The sequence below is a fragment of the Streptomyces sp. NPDC029956 genome, from assembly GCF_055574655.1.
On sequence record NZ_JBVHZJ010000012.1, the window covers coordinates 176820 to 190785 of the forward strand.

General features: G+C 72.5%; 13 protein-coding genes. 8 read left to right on the plus strand and 5 right to left on the minus strand.

Going from position 1 to position 13966, the window contains the following annotated elements; all coding sequences use genetic code 11:
* Positions 1 to 5: 5 nt before the first annotated feature.
* Positions 6 to 2030, minus strand: a complete 2025-nt coding sequence (locus tag ACZ4XX_RS12805; RefSeq protein ID WP_468507943.1) for a phosphocholine-specific phospholipase C — start codon at positions 2028 to 2030, stop codon at positions 6 to 8.
* Positions 2031 to 2207: 177 nt separating this feature from the next.
* Entirely contained in the window at positions 2208 to 3029 is an 822-nt protein-coding gene (locus ACZ4XX_RS12810) for a DeoR/GlpR family DNA-binding transcription regulator (RefSeq protein ID WP_468507944.1), read from the minus strand.
* 148 nt (positions 3030 to 3177) lie between these two features.
* On the opposite strand from ACZ4XX_RS12810, the gene ACZ4XX_RS12815 reads away from it, so the two are divergent.
* Positions 3178 to 4101: an SIS domain-containing protein gene (locus tag ACZ4XX_RS12815; RefSeq protein ID WP_468507945.1), complete on the plus strand. Its 924-nt coding sequence runs from the start codon at positions 3178 to 3180 to the stop codon at positions 4099 to 4101.
* A 129-nt stretch (positions 4102 to 4230) separates the two neighbouring features.
* Entirely contained in the window at positions 4231 to 5067 is an 837-nt protein-coding gene (locus tag ACZ4XX_RS12820; RefSeq protein ID WP_468507946.1) for a class II fructose-bisphosphate aldolase, read from the plus strand.
* A 32-nt stretch (positions 5068 to 5099) separates the two neighbouring features.
* Here ACZ4XX_RS12820 and ACZ4XX_RS12825 read toward each other — a convergent pair whose 3' ends face one another.
* The gene (locus tag ACZ4XX_RS12825) at positions 5100 to 5981 is read right to left on the minus strand and encodes a LysR family transcriptional regulator (RefSeq protein ID WP_468507947.1); all 882 of its coding nucleotides are present in this window, start codon (positions 5979 to 5981) and stop codon (positions 5100 to 5102) included.
* A 71-nt stretch (positions 5982 to 6052) separates the two neighbouring features.
* Between ACZ4XX_RS12825 and ACZ4XX_RS12830 the strand changes: the two genes are divergently transcribed.
* Positions 6053 to 7030 (plus strand): DMT family transporter, encoded by a 978-nt coding sequence (locus tag ACZ4XX_RS12830; protein ID WP_468507948.1) that lies wholly within the window; start codon positions 6053 to 6055, stop codon positions 7028 to 7030.
* 25 nt (positions 7031 to 7055) lie between these two features.
* Here ACZ4XX_RS12830 and ACZ4XX_RS12835 read toward each other — a convergent pair whose 3' ends face one another.
* The gene (locus tag ACZ4XX_RS12835) at positions 7056 to 7493 is read right to left on the minus strand and encodes a nitroreductase family deazaflavin-dependent oxidoreductase (protein ID WP_468507949.1); all 438 of its coding nucleotides are present in this window, start codon (positions 7491 to 7493) and stop codon (positions 7056 to 7058) included.
* 116 nt (positions 7494 to 7609) lie between these two features.
* Here ACZ4XX_RS12835 and ACZ4XX_RS12840 point away from each other — a divergent pair, with 116 nt between their 5' ends.
* From ACZ4XX_RS12840 to ACZ4XX_RS12860, 5 genes are all read left to right on the plus strand, one after another.
* Positions 7610 to 8407, plus strand: a complete 798-nt coding sequence (locus ACZ4XX_RS12840; protein WP_468507950.1) for an alpha/beta fold hydrolase — start codon at positions 7610 to 7612, stop codon at positions 8405 to 8407.
* A gap of 227 nt (positions 8408 to 8634) precedes the next feature.
* Positions 8635 to 9849: a S8 family peptidase gene (locus tag ACZ4XX_RS12845; RefSeq protein WP_468507951.1), complete on the plus strand. Its 1215-nt coding sequence runs from the start codon at positions 8635 to 8637 to the stop codon at positions 9847 to 9849.
* A gap of 100 nt (positions 9850 to 9949) precedes the next feature.
* Positions 9950 to 10993, plus strand: coding sequence for a serine/threonine dehydratase (locus ACZ4XX_RS12850; protein WP_468507952.1), 1044 nt, complete (start codon positions 9950 to 9952; stop codon positions 10991 to 10993).
* Positions 10994 to 11001: 8 nt separating this feature from the next.
* A complete protein-coding gene (locus ACZ4XX_RS12855; protein WP_468507953.1) occupies positions 11002 to 11544 on the plus strand; it encodes a hypothetical protein in 543 nt (180 codons plus the stop codon).
* Positions 11545 to 11605: 61 nt separating this feature from the next.
* The gene (locus ACZ4XX_RS12860) at positions 11606 to 12139 is read left to right on the plus strand and encodes a GNAT family N-acetyltransferase (RefSeq protein ID WP_468507954.1); all 534 of its coding nucleotides are present in this window, start codon (positions 11606 to 11608) and stop codon (positions 12137 to 12139) included.
* 20 nt (positions 12140 to 12159) lie between these two features.
* On the opposite strand, the gene ACZ4XX_RS12865 is transcribed toward ACZ4XX_RS12860, so the two are convergent.
* Entirely contained in the window at positions 12160 to 13434 is a 1275-nt protein-coding gene (locus ACZ4XX_RS12865; protein ID WP_468507955.1) for a serine hydrolase domain-containing protein, read from the minus strand.
* Positions 13435 to 13966: the final 532 nt, after the last annotated feature.

The window sequence follows — 13966 nt, forward strand, 5'->3', positions numbered from 1 at the left end:
CGGGTTCAGCCGGTGATGCTGGGCGCCCCGGTCTCGATGTGACCGGTGTACCGGCGCGACCAGGTCCCGTCGATGTCGGCCAGGATCGTGAAGTCGTACCAGCCGTCCTGGTAGGCGACCGCGTTGAAGAAGTCCTCCCGCGTCGAGCCGGCGGGGACCGTGTAGGTCCAGGGGCCGTCCGTGCGGTAGGCGTTCGAACGGATCGTGAACGTCACCGGTCCGGCCGAGGTGTTGCTCAGCTTGAACCACAGGGCGGTCCGGCCCGTCCCCGCCTCGGTCGCGAACCGGGAGGTCACCTCGACGGACTTGCCGGCCTTGGAGGCGTCCCCGATGAACCGGCGCAGGAAGCGGTTGGGGCCCATCATCGAGATGTCGTACTTGCCGGACCCCGACCCCAGGCCGATGTTGAAGTAGTCGGTGGCCGTGCCGCCCGGGTCGACGGTGTACTGCCAGGCGGCCGTGTCGCGGTGCTGGTGCGGGTGGATCGAGAAGTGGGCCGCCCGCCTGGCCTCGGCGCCCTGGTTCGTCATCGAGAACCAGGCGAGGATCTTGCCCGCGGCCCCGAACTCGAAGCGGTCGAGGTTTCCGTTCACCTGGTACGGCAGCGCGCGGGCCGGCCGGGTGCCGGACTCCTGGGCGGGCTGCGCGTTGTTCTGCGGCGCCGGGTTCGGCAGCGGGCCGCAGGTCGCCTGACCGATGACCTTCGCCGTCGAGGGGAGGCCTGCCGGCACGCCGTACACCGGGTGGGCGAAGTCGAAGACGCCGGTCAGATCGCCCGTCACCTTCCGTCGCCAGGCGCTGATGTGGGGGCAGGTGGCCGGGGTGCCGAGGGCCGTCGTCCAGGTTTCCATGAAGCGCAGCACCGAGGTGTGGTCGAAGACCTCCGAGCTCACCCAGCCGCCCCGGGTCCACGGGGACATGACAATCATGGGGACCCGGAAGCCCAGGCCGATCGGTACGCCGTCGAGGTACTCGCCCGGGGTGCCCGGGGGAGCGACCGGCGGCGGCACGTGGTCGAAGAAGCCGTCGTTCTCGTCGTAGTTGAGGAACAGCACCGTCGAGTCGAACACGTCGGCGTCGGCGGCGAGCGCGCGGTGGACGAGGTCGACGAAGTGCGCGCCGTCCCCGGGCGGTGCGTAGGGGTGCTCCGAGAACGCCTCGCTCGCGACCACCCACGACACCTGGGGCAGCGTGCCCGCCACGACGTCGGCGCGGATCGCCGCGGCGATGTCGTCCGGGGTCGAGCCGGTCACCTTGGGGACCGAGCCCATGCCGCGGTCGTACAGCGGGTCTCCGGGCCGCGCGTCGGTGAACCTCTTGAAGTACGCGAGACCGTTGTCGCCGTAGTTGTCCTGGGCGTTCTGGTAGACCTTCCAGCTCACCCCGGCCCGCTGGAGAGCTTCGGCGTACGTCTCCCAGGTGAGGCCCGACTCCTCGCCGCCGTCCTTGCTGGAGGCGTCGATCTTCCCGCTCCAGAGGAAGGTCCTGTTGGGGCCGGTGGCGCTCAGCGTCGAGCAGAAGTAGGCGTCGCAGATCGTGTAGTGGTCGGCGAGCGCGTGGTGGAAGGGGATGTCCTCGCGGTCGAGGTGGCCGAGCGTGCGGGTGTTGCCGACGCCGGTGACCCAGTTGTCGAGACGGCCCTTGTTCCAGGCGGCGTGCTGAGAGGTCCAGCTGTGCGGCAGGTCGCCGTTGCACTGGGCGAGGGTCTCGCCGTCCACGCCGCCGGCGGGCGGGGTGTCGCTGAGCTTCCAGGGGTACTGGCGGCCGCCCCAGTTGGGCTGGTTGAACATGCCCCAGCCGCCGGGGATGTTGCCCGCGGCGCGGTCGCCGAAGCCCCGTACGCCGCGCAGGGTGCCGAAGTAGTGGTCGAAGCTGCGGTTCTCCTGCATGAGGATCACCACGTGCCGGACGTCGGCGAGGGTGCCGGTGGCGGCCCTCGCCGCGGCGGAGGCCCGGGCCGTCGGCAGTGCCGCGCCCGCCACGAGCCCCGCGCCGATCCCGACGAATCCTCTGCGGCTGATGGGAATCATGCTCCGCCTCTCCTGTCACCGCGTGCCCCGGCGGCACGTCGGAGACATGATGAGGGAGGGGAGCTTAAAGGTATACAGCCGTGCGGTAATTAGTGGGTTAACAGCCCAGGGCGCCAGGGAGCCAGGGAATTCTGGGCTGTGGATTGGTCCAACTGCATACCAATGACGTGGGAAGGGTCAGACGGTCAGGACCTTCACGCCGGCCTCGGTGAGCTGGGCGACCGTCTCCGCGTCGATGCCCGTGTCGGTCACGAGCAGATCGATCCGGTCCAGACCACAGATCCGCGCGAAGGCCCGGCGGCCCATCTTCGAGGAGTCGGTCACCACGACGACCCGGCTCGCCCGTTCTGCGAAGAGCCGGCTGATGCTCGCCTCGTCCTCCTGGTGCGCCATCACGCCGAGCCCGGCGTCCACCCCGTCGACCCCGAGCACCACCACGTCGAGCACGACCTCGTTGAGCACCCCGACCGTCAGGGGGCCCACCAGTTCGTACGTCTGGGGGCGTGCGACACCGCCGGTGGTGACGATCTTGATCTGCGGGCGCACCGCGAGCTCGCCCGCGATGTTGAGCGCGTTGGTGACCACGGTCAGGGCGGGTCCGGGGTTCGCCGTTCCCGCCGTGCCCGCCGTCCCCGCGGTGTCGGCCCGCCCGCTCGCGAACCGCAGGGCGAGGGCGCGCGCAACCTCGGTCGTCGTCGTGCCGCCGTTGAGCCCGACGACCTCGCCGGGGGCGATCAGGTCGGCGGTCGCCTCCGCGATCCGCCGCTTCTCCGCGGCGTGCCGCGTCGACTTGTACCGCAGCGGCAGCTCGTACGAGACGCCGTGTGCGACCGCCCCGCCCCGTGTCCGTATCAACAGCTGCTGCTCGGCGAGCTCGTCGAGGTCCCGGCGGATCGTGGCGGCCGACACGTCCAGTGCGGTAGCCGCCTCCTCGACCTCCAGCTTCCCCGAGGCGGCGAGTAGTTCAAGGAGCGTGTTCCACCGCTCGTGCTTGGACATGGGTCCCTCCCTCGGGCTCGTGCGCGCGTCCGATTCTATCCGCCGGCGGGCGCGGGACCTGGAAAGCACATGCATGTTTCTGCTTGAATGGCATCGACTTCAAGCATCTTCCATCATCTGAGTGCACTCTTCTTGCAAGGAGACCGGCATGAGCACCACCCGTACCGCCGTGGAGATCGCGTCCCAGCCGACGACCTGGCGTCAGGCTGCCCGCACGCTGCCCCAGCACACCTCCGCGCTGCCCCGACGGGGCGAGCGGGTCGCGGTGATCGGCTGCGGCACCTCCTGGTTCATGGCCCTGGCCTACGCCGAGCTGCGCGAGTCCGGCGGCCACGGCGAGACCGACGCCTTCGCCGCCTCCGAGTTCCCCTACGGACGCCGCTACGACCGGGTCGTGGCCATCACCCGCTCCGGCACCACCAGCGAGGTGCTCGCCGTGCTGTCCCGGCTGCGCGGCACGATCCCCACGGGTGCCGTCACGGCCGATCCCACGACCCCGGTCATGGACCTCGCCGACGACGTCGCCGTCCTGGACTTCGCCGACGAGGAGTCGGTGGTCCAGACCCGCTTCGCGACCACCGCGCTCGCCCTCTTCCGTGCGCACCTGGAGGCCGAGGACGCTCTGCCCGAGGGGGTGGCCACCGTCGAGGAGGCCGCGCGGGACGCCGAACTGGCCCTCGCCTCCCCGCTCGACGAGGACGTCCGCGCGGCGGAGCAGTTCACCTTCCTCGGCATGGGCTGGACCTACGGTCTCGCCCTGGAGGCCGGTCTGAAGATGCGCGAGGCCGCGGGCGCGTGGACGGAGGCGTACCCGGCGATGGAGTACCGCCACGGCCCCATCAGCATCACCGGTCCCGGCCGGGTCACCTGGGGCTTCGGTGAGCTGCCGGCCGGACTCGCGGACGAGGTGCGCAAGGTCGGCGGCACCCTCGCCGAGAGCGACCTCGACCCGCTGGCCGACCTGATCAGGGCCCAGCGGCTCGCGGTGGCCGTCGCCGAGGCCCAGGGCCTGAACCCGGACACCCCGCGGAACCTGACCCGCTCGGTCGTCCTCTCCGAAGCCCAGGCCTGACCCCCTCCCGCGGCCCTCGGCGCCCCGCCAGGACCGCCGTCGCCGCGGTGCCGCACCCCGCCCCGCGTTGCCCGGATCCCCGCGTTCGCCCCGCCCCGTACCCGCTCACACCCCCGGAGAAGGACCACCATGCCGTTGACGCCGACCGATGAGATCGTCCGCCGCGCCCGTGCGGCGGGCACCGGTGTGGGGGCGTTCAACGTCCTCCAGCTCGAACACGCCCAGGCCATCGTGGCCGGTGCCGAGAGCGCCGACCGCCCCGTCGTCCTGCAGATCAGCGAGAACACCGTCCGCTACCACGGCGCCCTGGAGCCGGTCGCCCTCGCGTCCCTCGCCATCGCCCGCGCCGCCAAGACCCCCGTCGCCGTGCACCTCGACCACGCCGAGAACCCCGACCTCGTCCGCGAGGCCGTCGGACTCGGCCTGGGCTCGGTCATGTTCGACGCCTCGAAGCTCCCCTACGCCGAGAACGTGGCCTCGACCCGCGACGTCGTGGAGTACTGCCACCAGCACGGCGTCTGGGTCGAGGCCGAACTCGGCGAGGTCGGCGGCAAGGGCGGCGCCCACACCCCGGGCGTACGGACGGACCCCGACGAGGCCCGTGCCTTCGTCGCGGCCACCGGAGTCGACGCCCTCGCGGTCGCGGTCGGCAGCTCCCACCAGATGCTGACCCGGGACGCGGTCCTGGACTTCGCCCTCATCACGCGCCTGCGTACCGCCGTCGACACCCCCCTCGTCCTGCACGGCTCCTCGGGCGTGTCGGACGCGGACCTGACCGCCGCCGTCGCGGCGGGCATGACGAAGGTGAATGTCTCCACCCATCTGAACAAGGCCTTCACCCAGGCCGTCCGCAGCCACCTGACCGAACACCCCACGGCGGTGGACCCCCGGCACTACCTGACGCCGGCGCGCGCGGCCGTGGCCCAGGAGGTCGCCCACCTCCTGACGGTCCTGTCACCCGCCTGAGCGGACCACGCCGGACGCCTCCCCGCGCCCGGTCACGCTTCCCGGAGCGCCGCGAGGAGGCCGCGTACGGCCGGCAGCGACAGCGAGGACTTCCGTACCGCCGCATGGATCGAACGGACCGGCTCCGGCCCGCGGACCCTGCGGACGACCACGTTCGGATGGCGGCTGCCCAGGCCCATCAGCGGGACCAGGCTGACGCCGAGACCGGCCGCGACGAATCCCTGCGCGGTGGCGTACTCCTCGCACTCCACCGCGATGTCCGGGGCGAACCCGGCCGCCGCGCAGGCGTCGAGGACCGCGTCCAGACAGGGGCCGGGCCGCTCGCTGCCCACCCACGGCTCGCCGGCGAGCTCGGCCAGGTCGACGGCGGTACGGCGGTCGGCGAGCGGATGACCCTTGGGCAGCACGGCGCGATAGGGGTCGTCGAGCAGATGGACCAGCCGGAGGCTGTCGCCCGCCGCGTCCGGGCCGGCGTCCCGGGGCCGTACGACGAGGGTGAGGTCCGTGTCCTCGTCGGGCGGCGCGCCGTCGGCGATTCTCAGATCGACGCGCACGCCCGGGTGTTCGGTACGGAAGCGGGCCAGGGCGGGGGCCACGAGATCCGCGCCCGCGGTGGCGAAGTAGCGGACCGAGATCCGGCCGGTGCGGCCCTCCCTCAGATCGGTGAGGGCGGTCTCGGCCTCGGCGACCTGGCGGCCGATGACGGCGGCGTGCTCGGTGAGCAGCCGCCCGGCGGCGGTGGGCCGCACGCCCCGGCCGAACCGTTCGAGCAGGGCGATGCCCACCTCCTTCTCCAGGACGCCGATCTGCTGACTCACGGCGGACGGGGTGTAGCCGAGGTTCGCGGCGGCGGCGGTGACCGAGCCGCTGGTGACCACGGCCCGGAGCACCTGCATGCGTCTCACATCCAGCATGTAGCTCAGCTTAACGCCGGATGCATGATTCATCGCTTGTCCTGTCGGATCCTGCGCGGGACGGTGAGGACATGACATCGGCGATACGCATGGGCGTGCTGGCCCTGCTCTGGGGCTCGGGCTTCCTCTGGATCAAGATCTGCCTCAACGAGGGCCTCAGCCCAGGCTGGATCACCTTCGTCCGGTGCGCGCTCGGCGCGGCGGTGCTCCTCGCGCTCGCGTGCGGTGCGGGGCAGCGGATGCCTCGGGATCGGGCCACCTGGGGGCGGCTCGTCGTCGCGGCCTTCTTCTGCAACGCGCTGCCGTTCCTGCTCTTCTCGGTCGGAGAGCAGACCGTGGACAGCGGAGTGGCGGGCGTGCTCAACGCCACGACCCCGCTCTGGTCCCTCCTCATCGGCCTTGCCCTCGGTGCCGAACGCCCGCTGCGTGCCTCCCGCCTGACCGGGCTCGCCCTCGGCTTCGCCGGAGTGCTGCTGATCTTCGCGCCCTGGAGCCACGGCTCCGGTCTGATGAGCTGGGGAGCCCTGGCCCTCCTCGGCGCCTCCGCGAGCTACGCCGTGGCCTTCGCCTACATGGCCCGTCAGCTCACCGGCCGGGGCACCGCACCGCTGGCGCTCTCCGCCGCACAGCTCCTCACCGCGACCGGCCTGAGCACGCCCGCGCTCGCGGCCGGCGGAGCGGCGACGGTGACCTGGGCGGGCGTCCTGGCGGTCGTCGTCCTCGGTGTCTTCGCCACCGGGCTCACCTTCCACCTGAACTACCGGATGATCGCGGAAGAGGGCCCGACCGCCGCCGCCACGGTCGGCTATCTGCTCCCGGTGGTCTCCGTGACGCTGGGCGCGCTGGTCCTCGACGAACCGCTGACGGTACGGGTGGTGGCGGGGATGGCGGTCGTGCTGGTGGGGGTGGGCCTGACGAGGGGGCGGACGCGCCTGCCGCGCAGGGAGCCCGAGGTGACGGACGCACACCCGCCGGAGGACGGGCCCGTCGCGACGGAGCCGCCCCGGACGGTCGCACGCACCGCCCGGAGCGCCTCCCCGAACGCCTAGGTCCTGTCGAGTGTGACGACAGGACCTAGCCGATCCGCTCGACCACGAAGACGGGAATCTCCCGCTCGGCCTTGAGCTGGTAGTCGGCGTAGGTGGGGAAGGCCGCGACCGCCCGCTCCCACCAGGCCGCACGTTCCTCGCCGGTCACCAGACGGGCCTGCATGTCCCACACCTGGGGGCCGTCACGCACCTCGACGAGGGGCGAGGCGACGAGATTGTGGTACCAGACGGGGTGCTTGACGGCCCCGCCGTTCGACGCGACGAGCGCGTAGGCCCCCTCGTGCTCGACCCGCATGAGCGGGGTCTTGCGGAGCTTCCCGGTCTTCACGCCGCGGTTCGTGACCAGGACGACCGGCATGCCCCGCAGGGTGGTGCCCTTGGTGCCGCCGGACGACTCGTACAGCTCGACCTGATTGCGTACCCACGTCGACGGGCTGGGCTCGTATTCACCTTCGAGTGGCATGGCGTCCCTTTCGTTGATCCGGCATCGCTGCACGTCCGCCCCGGCGTTGTCGGTGCGGACTCCTAGGCTGGCTCCCGACGTGACGAACGGGCGCGACACAGGGGAGAGCACACAGCATGCGGGAATTGTTCCTTGCGGGGCGGCAGGCGCACATCCGGTGGATCGACATGCCGGGCGCGGGGGACGGAGCCGTGCGCGTGTTCGTCCACGGCCTCGGGTGCACCTCGGCCTCGGACTTCGCCCACATCGCGGCCCACCCCGCGCTCGGCGGCGCCCGGGCGCTGCTCGTGGACCTGCTCGGGTACGGGCTGAGCGACCGGCCCGCGGACTTCGACTACCGCATGGAGTCCCAGGCCGAGGCGGTCGCCGCGGTCCTCGACCACCTCGGGCTCACGGGTGTGGACCTCGTCGGGCACTCCATGGGCGGTGCGGTGACGATCCATCTGGCGGCGGCGCGCCCGGAGCTCGTGGCGAGACTCGTGGTGGCGGAGCCGAACCTGTACGGGGGCGGGGGAGCGTTCAGTTCCCCCGTGGCCGCCCAGGACGAGGAGGCGTTCGTGGCGAAGGGGTTCGCCCGGATGCTGGCGAGCGCCGACCGCGCCGACTACGCGGCCCGGCTGCGCCTGGCCGACCCGCGGGCCGTGCACCGCAGCGCGGTCGCCCTGGTCGAGGGCAGCGTGCCCGCGCCCGGTGACCTGCTGGCCGGGCTCGGGATTCCCCGGACCTATCTGGTGGGGGAGCGAAGCCTGCCTGACCCCGACGCGAGGACGGCGGCCACGTTCGGCATTCCGGTGGTCGAGATCCCCGGGGCGGGGCACAACCTGATGCTGGACAACCCGGACGGATTCGCCACGGCCCTCGGCCGCGCCCTGGCGGACACCCCGACCTCGCGTCCCGGCCACGAAAGAACCTGATCAGGCCAGTGCGGAGGGGTTCGACGGGGGTTCGATTGCAGGCATGTGGCAGATGCATGACAAGGCCCCGACTTCCTTGAGCCACGCCCGTGGAGCGGCCAGGCTGCTGATCACGCCGGGACCGGAACCACCGGTCCCGACCGTGTACGTGGCCCCACGTGCACCCCCCCACAGTCGCGCCGTCCCACCCCGCCGGGCGCGACGTCCATGAGGAGGAATCCCTCGTAATGGCACTCCCGAAGAACACCCGGACCCGCTTCGCCGTCGCGGCCTCCGCCGCCACCGTGGCCGCCCTGCTCGGCACCTTCGCCGCCGCCCCCGCCCAGGCGGCCCCCGCCGAGGGCTTCGTCCTCGCGGAGGGTTCGGCCGACGCGGTGCCCGGCAGCTACATCGTCACCCTCAAGCAGGGCGCGGGCTTCCAGGCAGGCTCCGCCAAGGGGCGGAAGCTGATAACCCGTTACGGCGGCACCGTCCGCAAGACCTTCGGCTCCGCCGTCAACGGCTACACCGCGAACCTCGGCGAGACGGAGGCCCGACGGCTCGCCGCCGACCCGGCCGTCGCCTCCGTGGAACAGAACCGGATCGTCCGGGCCGACGCGACCCAGACCAACGCCCCCTGGGGCCTGGACCGCATCGACCAGGCGAACCTGCCACTCTCCGGCACGTACACCTACCCCGACTCCGCCGGCAGCGGTGTCACGGCGTACGTGATCGACACCGGCGTCCGGATCAGCCACTCCCAGCTCGCCGGGCGTGCGGTGAACGGCTACGACGCCGTCGACGGCGACACCGTCGCCCAGGACGGCAACGGGCACGGCACCCACGTCGCCACGACGATCGCCGGAACCACCTACGGCGTCGCCAAGTCGGCGAAGATCGTGGCCGTCCGCGTCCTCGACAACAACGGTTCCGGAACCACGGCCGGCGTCATCGCGGGCATCGACTGGGTCACCGCCCACCACGCCGCCGGTGCCCCGGCCGTCGCCAACCTCTCCCTGGGCGGCGGCGCGTCCACCACCCTGGACAACGCCGTGAAGAAGTCCATCGCCGACGGCGTCACCTACGCCGTCGCCGCGGGCAACTCCGGGGTCAACGCCTCCTCCTCGTCGCCCGCCCGGGTCGCCGAGGCCATCACGGTCGGCGCCACGAGCAACACGGACGCCAAGGCGAGCTGGTCCAACTACGGCTCGGTGCTCGACCTCTTCGCCCCCGGCGTGTCCATCACCGCGGGCTGGAACACCAGCGACACCGCCACCAGCACGATCTCGGGCACCTCGATGGCCACCCCGCACGTCGCCGGCGCCGCCGCGATCTACCTCGCCGGGCACCCCTCCGCGACCCCCGCCCAGGTGGCCACCGCCCTCGTCAACGGCGCCACGACCGGCAAGGTGACCAGCCCGGGCAGCGGCTCCCCGAACCGGCTCCTGAAGCTCGTCCCGTAGGTCCGGACAGGGCACCGCCCCGGAGGCAGCCGGCGCCTCCGGGGCGGTGGCGTGCCCCGGCCCCTCCGCGGGGGACCGCGCGCCTGAGAGGATCGATGACATGACCGTCCCGCTCCCCTCCGGCCCTCGGCACTCCCACCCGCACCAGGAGCCCCTCGTGCACACCCCCCTCACGTATGCCGACATCAAGACCGCCGCCGATCGGATCGCCGGACAGGTCCGCCCCGTCACGGTGGCCGGGGCTGAGCCCGGCGCGCGGCCGTACACGCTCCACTTCGCCCTGGAACAGATGCAGCACACCGGTTCCTTCAAGGCGCGAGGAGCGCAGAACTTCCTGCTCGCCCACCGGGAGGACGGCACCCTTCCCGCCGCCGGAGTCACGATCGCCTCCGGTGGGAACGCCGGGCTCGCCTGCGCCTGGGCCGCGCTGCGGCAGGGCGTCCCGGCCACCGTCTTCCTGCCGGTCACCGCCCCGAAGGTGAAGGCCGACAAGCTCGTCGGCTACGGCGCCGACGTCCGGCTCGTCGGCACGGAGTACGCCGAAGCGCTCGCGGCCTGCGAGGCGTTCGCCGCCGATACCGGGGCCCTCGCCTCCCACGCGTACGACCATCCGCTGATCGCCGCCGGTGCCGGCACCCTGCTCGACGAGATCCACGACCGGATCCCGGACCTCGACACCGTCGTCGTCGCGGTCGGCGGGGGCGGCCTCTTCTCCGGCGTCGCCACCGCCGCCCGGCACCACGGCATCCGCACCGTCGCCGTCGAACCCGAGAACTGCCGCGCCCTCGACGCCGCACTCCGGGCCGGACACCCCGTCGACGTGACCGTCGACTCCGTCGCCGCCGACTCGCTCGGCGCCCGCCGCGCCTCCGCCACCGCCCTGGCGGCCGCCCGGCACGACGACGTCCGAACCGTCCTCGTCCCCGACACCGAGATCATCCGTGCCCGTCGGGCCCTGTGGGACGACCGCCGCCTCGCCGTCGAACACGCGGCCGCCACCGCCCTGGCCTCCCTCACGGCCCCGGACCAGCGGAGCGCGACGCCCTACGGATACCGCCCGGCCCCGGGCGAGAAGGTCTGCGTCGTCCTCTGCGGCGCCAACACGGACCCCGCCGACCTCACACGCACCGCGGAAATCGCGTAGCACGGCTCATGGACCGCCCCCACCCGGAAGCAGCACTCACCCACCCCGACGACCCGGCCTTCCGGGCCTGGCTCCGGGCGCTCTCCCACGCCTTGGACCACGACTTCGAGGAGGACCTCGACGCACCGGGCGGACGCGCGTTCCTCAGGTCGACCTTCACCGACAACGGTGCCGTCCCCGCCCCCTTCTTCGCGCCCCTCGTCGACGAGCACCGGCGGGTCCACGCCGAGCGTGCCGTGACCGCGCTGCTCGCCCGGGTGCGCCGGGACACGGGCCGGGCCCTCGACGTACCGGTGCGCCACGAGTGGTCCGACGACCGGGACGGGACCGGCCGGATCTCCGTCGGCCACGAGCCCGTCGAGAGCCTCGACCCGGACGACATCGCCGTCTCGGCGGCCGAGGGAGTGCAGTGCCACCTCGCCGACCGTGAGCTCCTGGTCTGGCCGCTCTGCCCCGAGCACCGCACCGGCCCCCATGCCATGCGCACCCCGGACGGGGCGGCCTGGGTCTACTCGGTCACCGGCCACGTCGTGGCACCGCTCCCGAGCTGAGCGACAGGGAGGGGGAGGGCCGGTGGCGTGGGGCGCTCGGTCCGTGCGTCAGGATGGAGGCATGACCGAAATTCGTACCCCCCGTCTCATCCTCCGGCGCTGGAGCGACGACGACCTTGTCCCGCTGGCCGAGATCAACGCCGACCCCGAGGTGATGCGCTGGATCGGGGACGGATCGGTCCGGGACCTCGAGCGCACCGCCGAGGACATCGAGCGGTACGAGGAGGAGTGGGACGAGGAGGGCTTCGGGATCTTCGCCGTCGAGCTCATCGCCTCGGGCGAACTGATCGGCTTCGCCGGCCTGTCGATCCCGGAGTTCCTCCCCGAGGTGATGCCGGACGTGGAGATCGGCTGGCGTCTGGGCCGGCAGTTCTGGGGCCAGGGATACGCCTCCGAGGCCGCCCACGCGGTCCTGGAGTTCGCACTCCAGGACCGCGGACTCGACCGGGTCGTCGCCATCACCCACATCAGCAACCAGGCCTCCGAGAACGTCATCGGCAAGCTCGGCATGACCGAGGAGCGCGAGGCGAACCACCCGGCCTTCGACGTCCCCCTGCGGGTCTACTCGATCGACCTCACCGAGTACGAGGCCTGACGGCCCCGGTCGCGACCGCCTCAGTGGCGCTCGGGCAGGTCCCGCTCCGCCGGCAGTGACGTGAGGTCACGGGCCGTGGGCGAGGCGGCGGCGCGCGAGGACGCGGCGGGCGCCGGCTTCTTCCCGCAGAACGCCGCCTCCAGCGTCCCGCCGAGCGCCGTGTTGGCGGCACCGTGGTTCGAGGTGTTCGCCATCGCCGAGACGCTGCGGCGGCCGTCGCGGGTCGAGAAGGTGTACGTGTAGAAGCCCTGCACCGTGCCCGTGTGCCCGTACACCTGCGTACCGCACGACAGGTCGTAGCGGCGCAGGCCGAGCCCGTAGAACCGGGTGCCGGCGGCGTCGGTCGGCGTGACCGTCGTCATGGCCTCCATCATCGCCGGGGACAGCAGCCGGCCGCGCATGAGCGCGCTGGTGAAGGTGTTCAGGTCGCCGGGGCTGGAGATGACGGCCCCGGCGGACTGCGCCCAGGAGACCGTCTGCTCCGTGGAGTCCACCAGCGCGCCGCCCTCCTCGTCCGGGTGCAGGTAGCCGCGCACGTGGGCGCCCTTGATCCGGGTGTCGGGGTGCACGTACGAGGTCTTGGTGAGCTTCAGCGGCTTGAAGATGCGGCGCTCGTACGCGTCGGCCACGGGCCGGCCCGTGAGCTCCTCGATCAGCATGCCGACGACCACGAAGTTGGCGTTCGAGTACTGGTAGGAGACGCCGGGCTGAGTGGTCCGCGGCTCGCTCAGCGAGAGGTCGACGAGCTCCTGGTAGCTGAACACCCGGTTCCGCACGGCCTCGAAGCCCGGCACCGTGTGCTCGAACATCGCGTTCGTGTAGTCGGCGAGACCGCTGCGGTGCGTGAGCAGGTGACGGACCGTGATGCGGTCGTCGGGCAGCAGACCGGGGAGGTAGGTGTTCACCGGCGTGTCCAGCTGGAGCCTGCCCTCCTCCACCAGCTGGAGCAGGACGACGGTGGAGAACGTCTTGCTGACGCTGCCGATCCTGAAACGCGAGTGGATGTCCATGGGCGCGCCCGAGACGCGGTCCTGGACGCCGACGGTGCGGCTGCGGACCCCGTCGGGACCGACGAACCGGGCCATCGCGCCCGGAGCTCCGTTGGCCATGGCCGAGTTCAGCGCGGCGACCACGCCGTCCATGTCGGGCGCGGGGACCGCCGGAGTCTTGGCGGCGGTGGGCGCGACGGGCGCGCCGGGAGCGGCGAACGCGCTGGTGGCGGGGGCGACGCCCGCGGCGAGCGCGGCGATCAGGGTGGCGCTCACGGCCAGGCGTCGGTGCGACGACAGGGGCACGGTGATTCCTCGACTTCTTCTGGATCGTTCGGTACGGCGCACGGCGGACGTACGCCGCAGGGCACGGGAACATCCGACCGCGAGGCCTTGCCCCGGTACCCATGGATCATGAGTGCCAACGTCCGGGAACGGTTCCTGACACGGGCCACGGGTTGTGGAACCCGTACGTCCGCACCCCGGCAGCCCGGCGGACCGGCACGGCAGTGTGCCGGCCGTTGCCGTGGCTACGCCGAGCACCGCCCCGGGCCCGGCAGAGCGGAGTTCCTCGCCCGGACGAAGCGGTGCGTCGCCCCGGTACGCGAGGTGGCCGAGCAGTGCGAGATGCTCGGGGACGTCGAGCACTTCCACTTCCGGGAGAGCAGGCGGCGCCGCGTCACCGACCCCACCCGGTTCCCCGGCGGCCTCGTCGTCATCGGGGCGCCATATCTGGAGGGGATGACGCGGCGGACGCGCAGGGGGCCGGGGGGGGGGGGGGGGGGGGGGGGGGGGGGGGGGGGGGGGGGGTAGGGGGGGGGGGGGGGGGGGGCCGGTG

Excerpts from the sequence above, each read along its gene's own strand:
- ACZ4XX_RS12820 (WP_468507946.1), top strand. The coding sequence starts at position 4,231 with ATGCCGTTGACGCCGACCGATGAGATCGTCCGCCGCGCCCGTGCGGCG.
- ACZ4XX_RS12815 (WP_468507945.1), top strand. The coding sequence starts at position 3,178 with ATGAGCACCACCCGTACCGCCGTGGAGATCGCGTCCCAGCCGACGACC.
- ACZ4XX_RS12850 (WP_468507952.1), top strand. The coding sequence starts at position 9,950 with ATGACCGTCCCGCTCCCCTCCGGCCCTCGGCACTCCCACCCGCACCAG.
- ACZ4XX_RS12835 (WP_468507949.1), bottom strand. The coding sequence starts at position 7,493 with ATGCCACTCGAAGGTGAATACGAGCCCAGCCCGTCGACGTGGGTACGC.
- ACZ4XX_RS12845 (WP_468507951.1), top strand. The coding sequence starts at position 8,635 with ATGGCACTCCCGAAGAACACCCGGACCCGCTTCGCCGTCGCGGCCTCC.
- ACZ4XX_RS12840 (WP_468507950.1), top strand. The coding sequence starts at position 7,610 with ATGCGGGAATTGTTCCTTGCGGGGCGGCAGGCGCACATCCGGTGGATC.
- ACZ4XX_RS12855 (WP_468507953.1), top strand. The coding sequence starts at position 11,002 with ATGGACCGCCCCCACCCGGAAGCAGCACTCACCCACCCCGACGACCCG.
- ACZ4XX_RS12810 (WP_468507944.1), bottom strand. The coding sequence starts at position 3,029 with ATGTCCAAGCACGAGCGGTGGAACACGCTCCTTGAACTACTCGCCGCC.
- ACZ4XX_RS12830 (WP_468507948.1), top strand. The coding sequence starts at position 6,053 with ATGACATCGGCGATACGCATGGGCGTGCTGGCCCTGCTCTGGGGCTCG.
- ACZ4XX_RS12825 (WP_468507947.1), bottom strand. The coding sequence starts at position 5,981 with ATGCTGGATGTGAGACGCATGCAGGTGCTCCGGGCCGTGGTCACCAGC.
- ACZ4XX_RS12860 (WP_468507954.1), top strand. The coding sequence starts at position 11,606 with ATGACCGAAATTCGTACCCCCCGTCTCATCCTCCGGCGCTGGAGCGAC.
- ACZ4XX_RS12805 (WP_468507943.1), bottom strand. The coding sequence starts at position 2,030 with ATGATTCCCATCAGCCGCAGAGGATTCGTCGGGATCGGCGCGGGGCTC.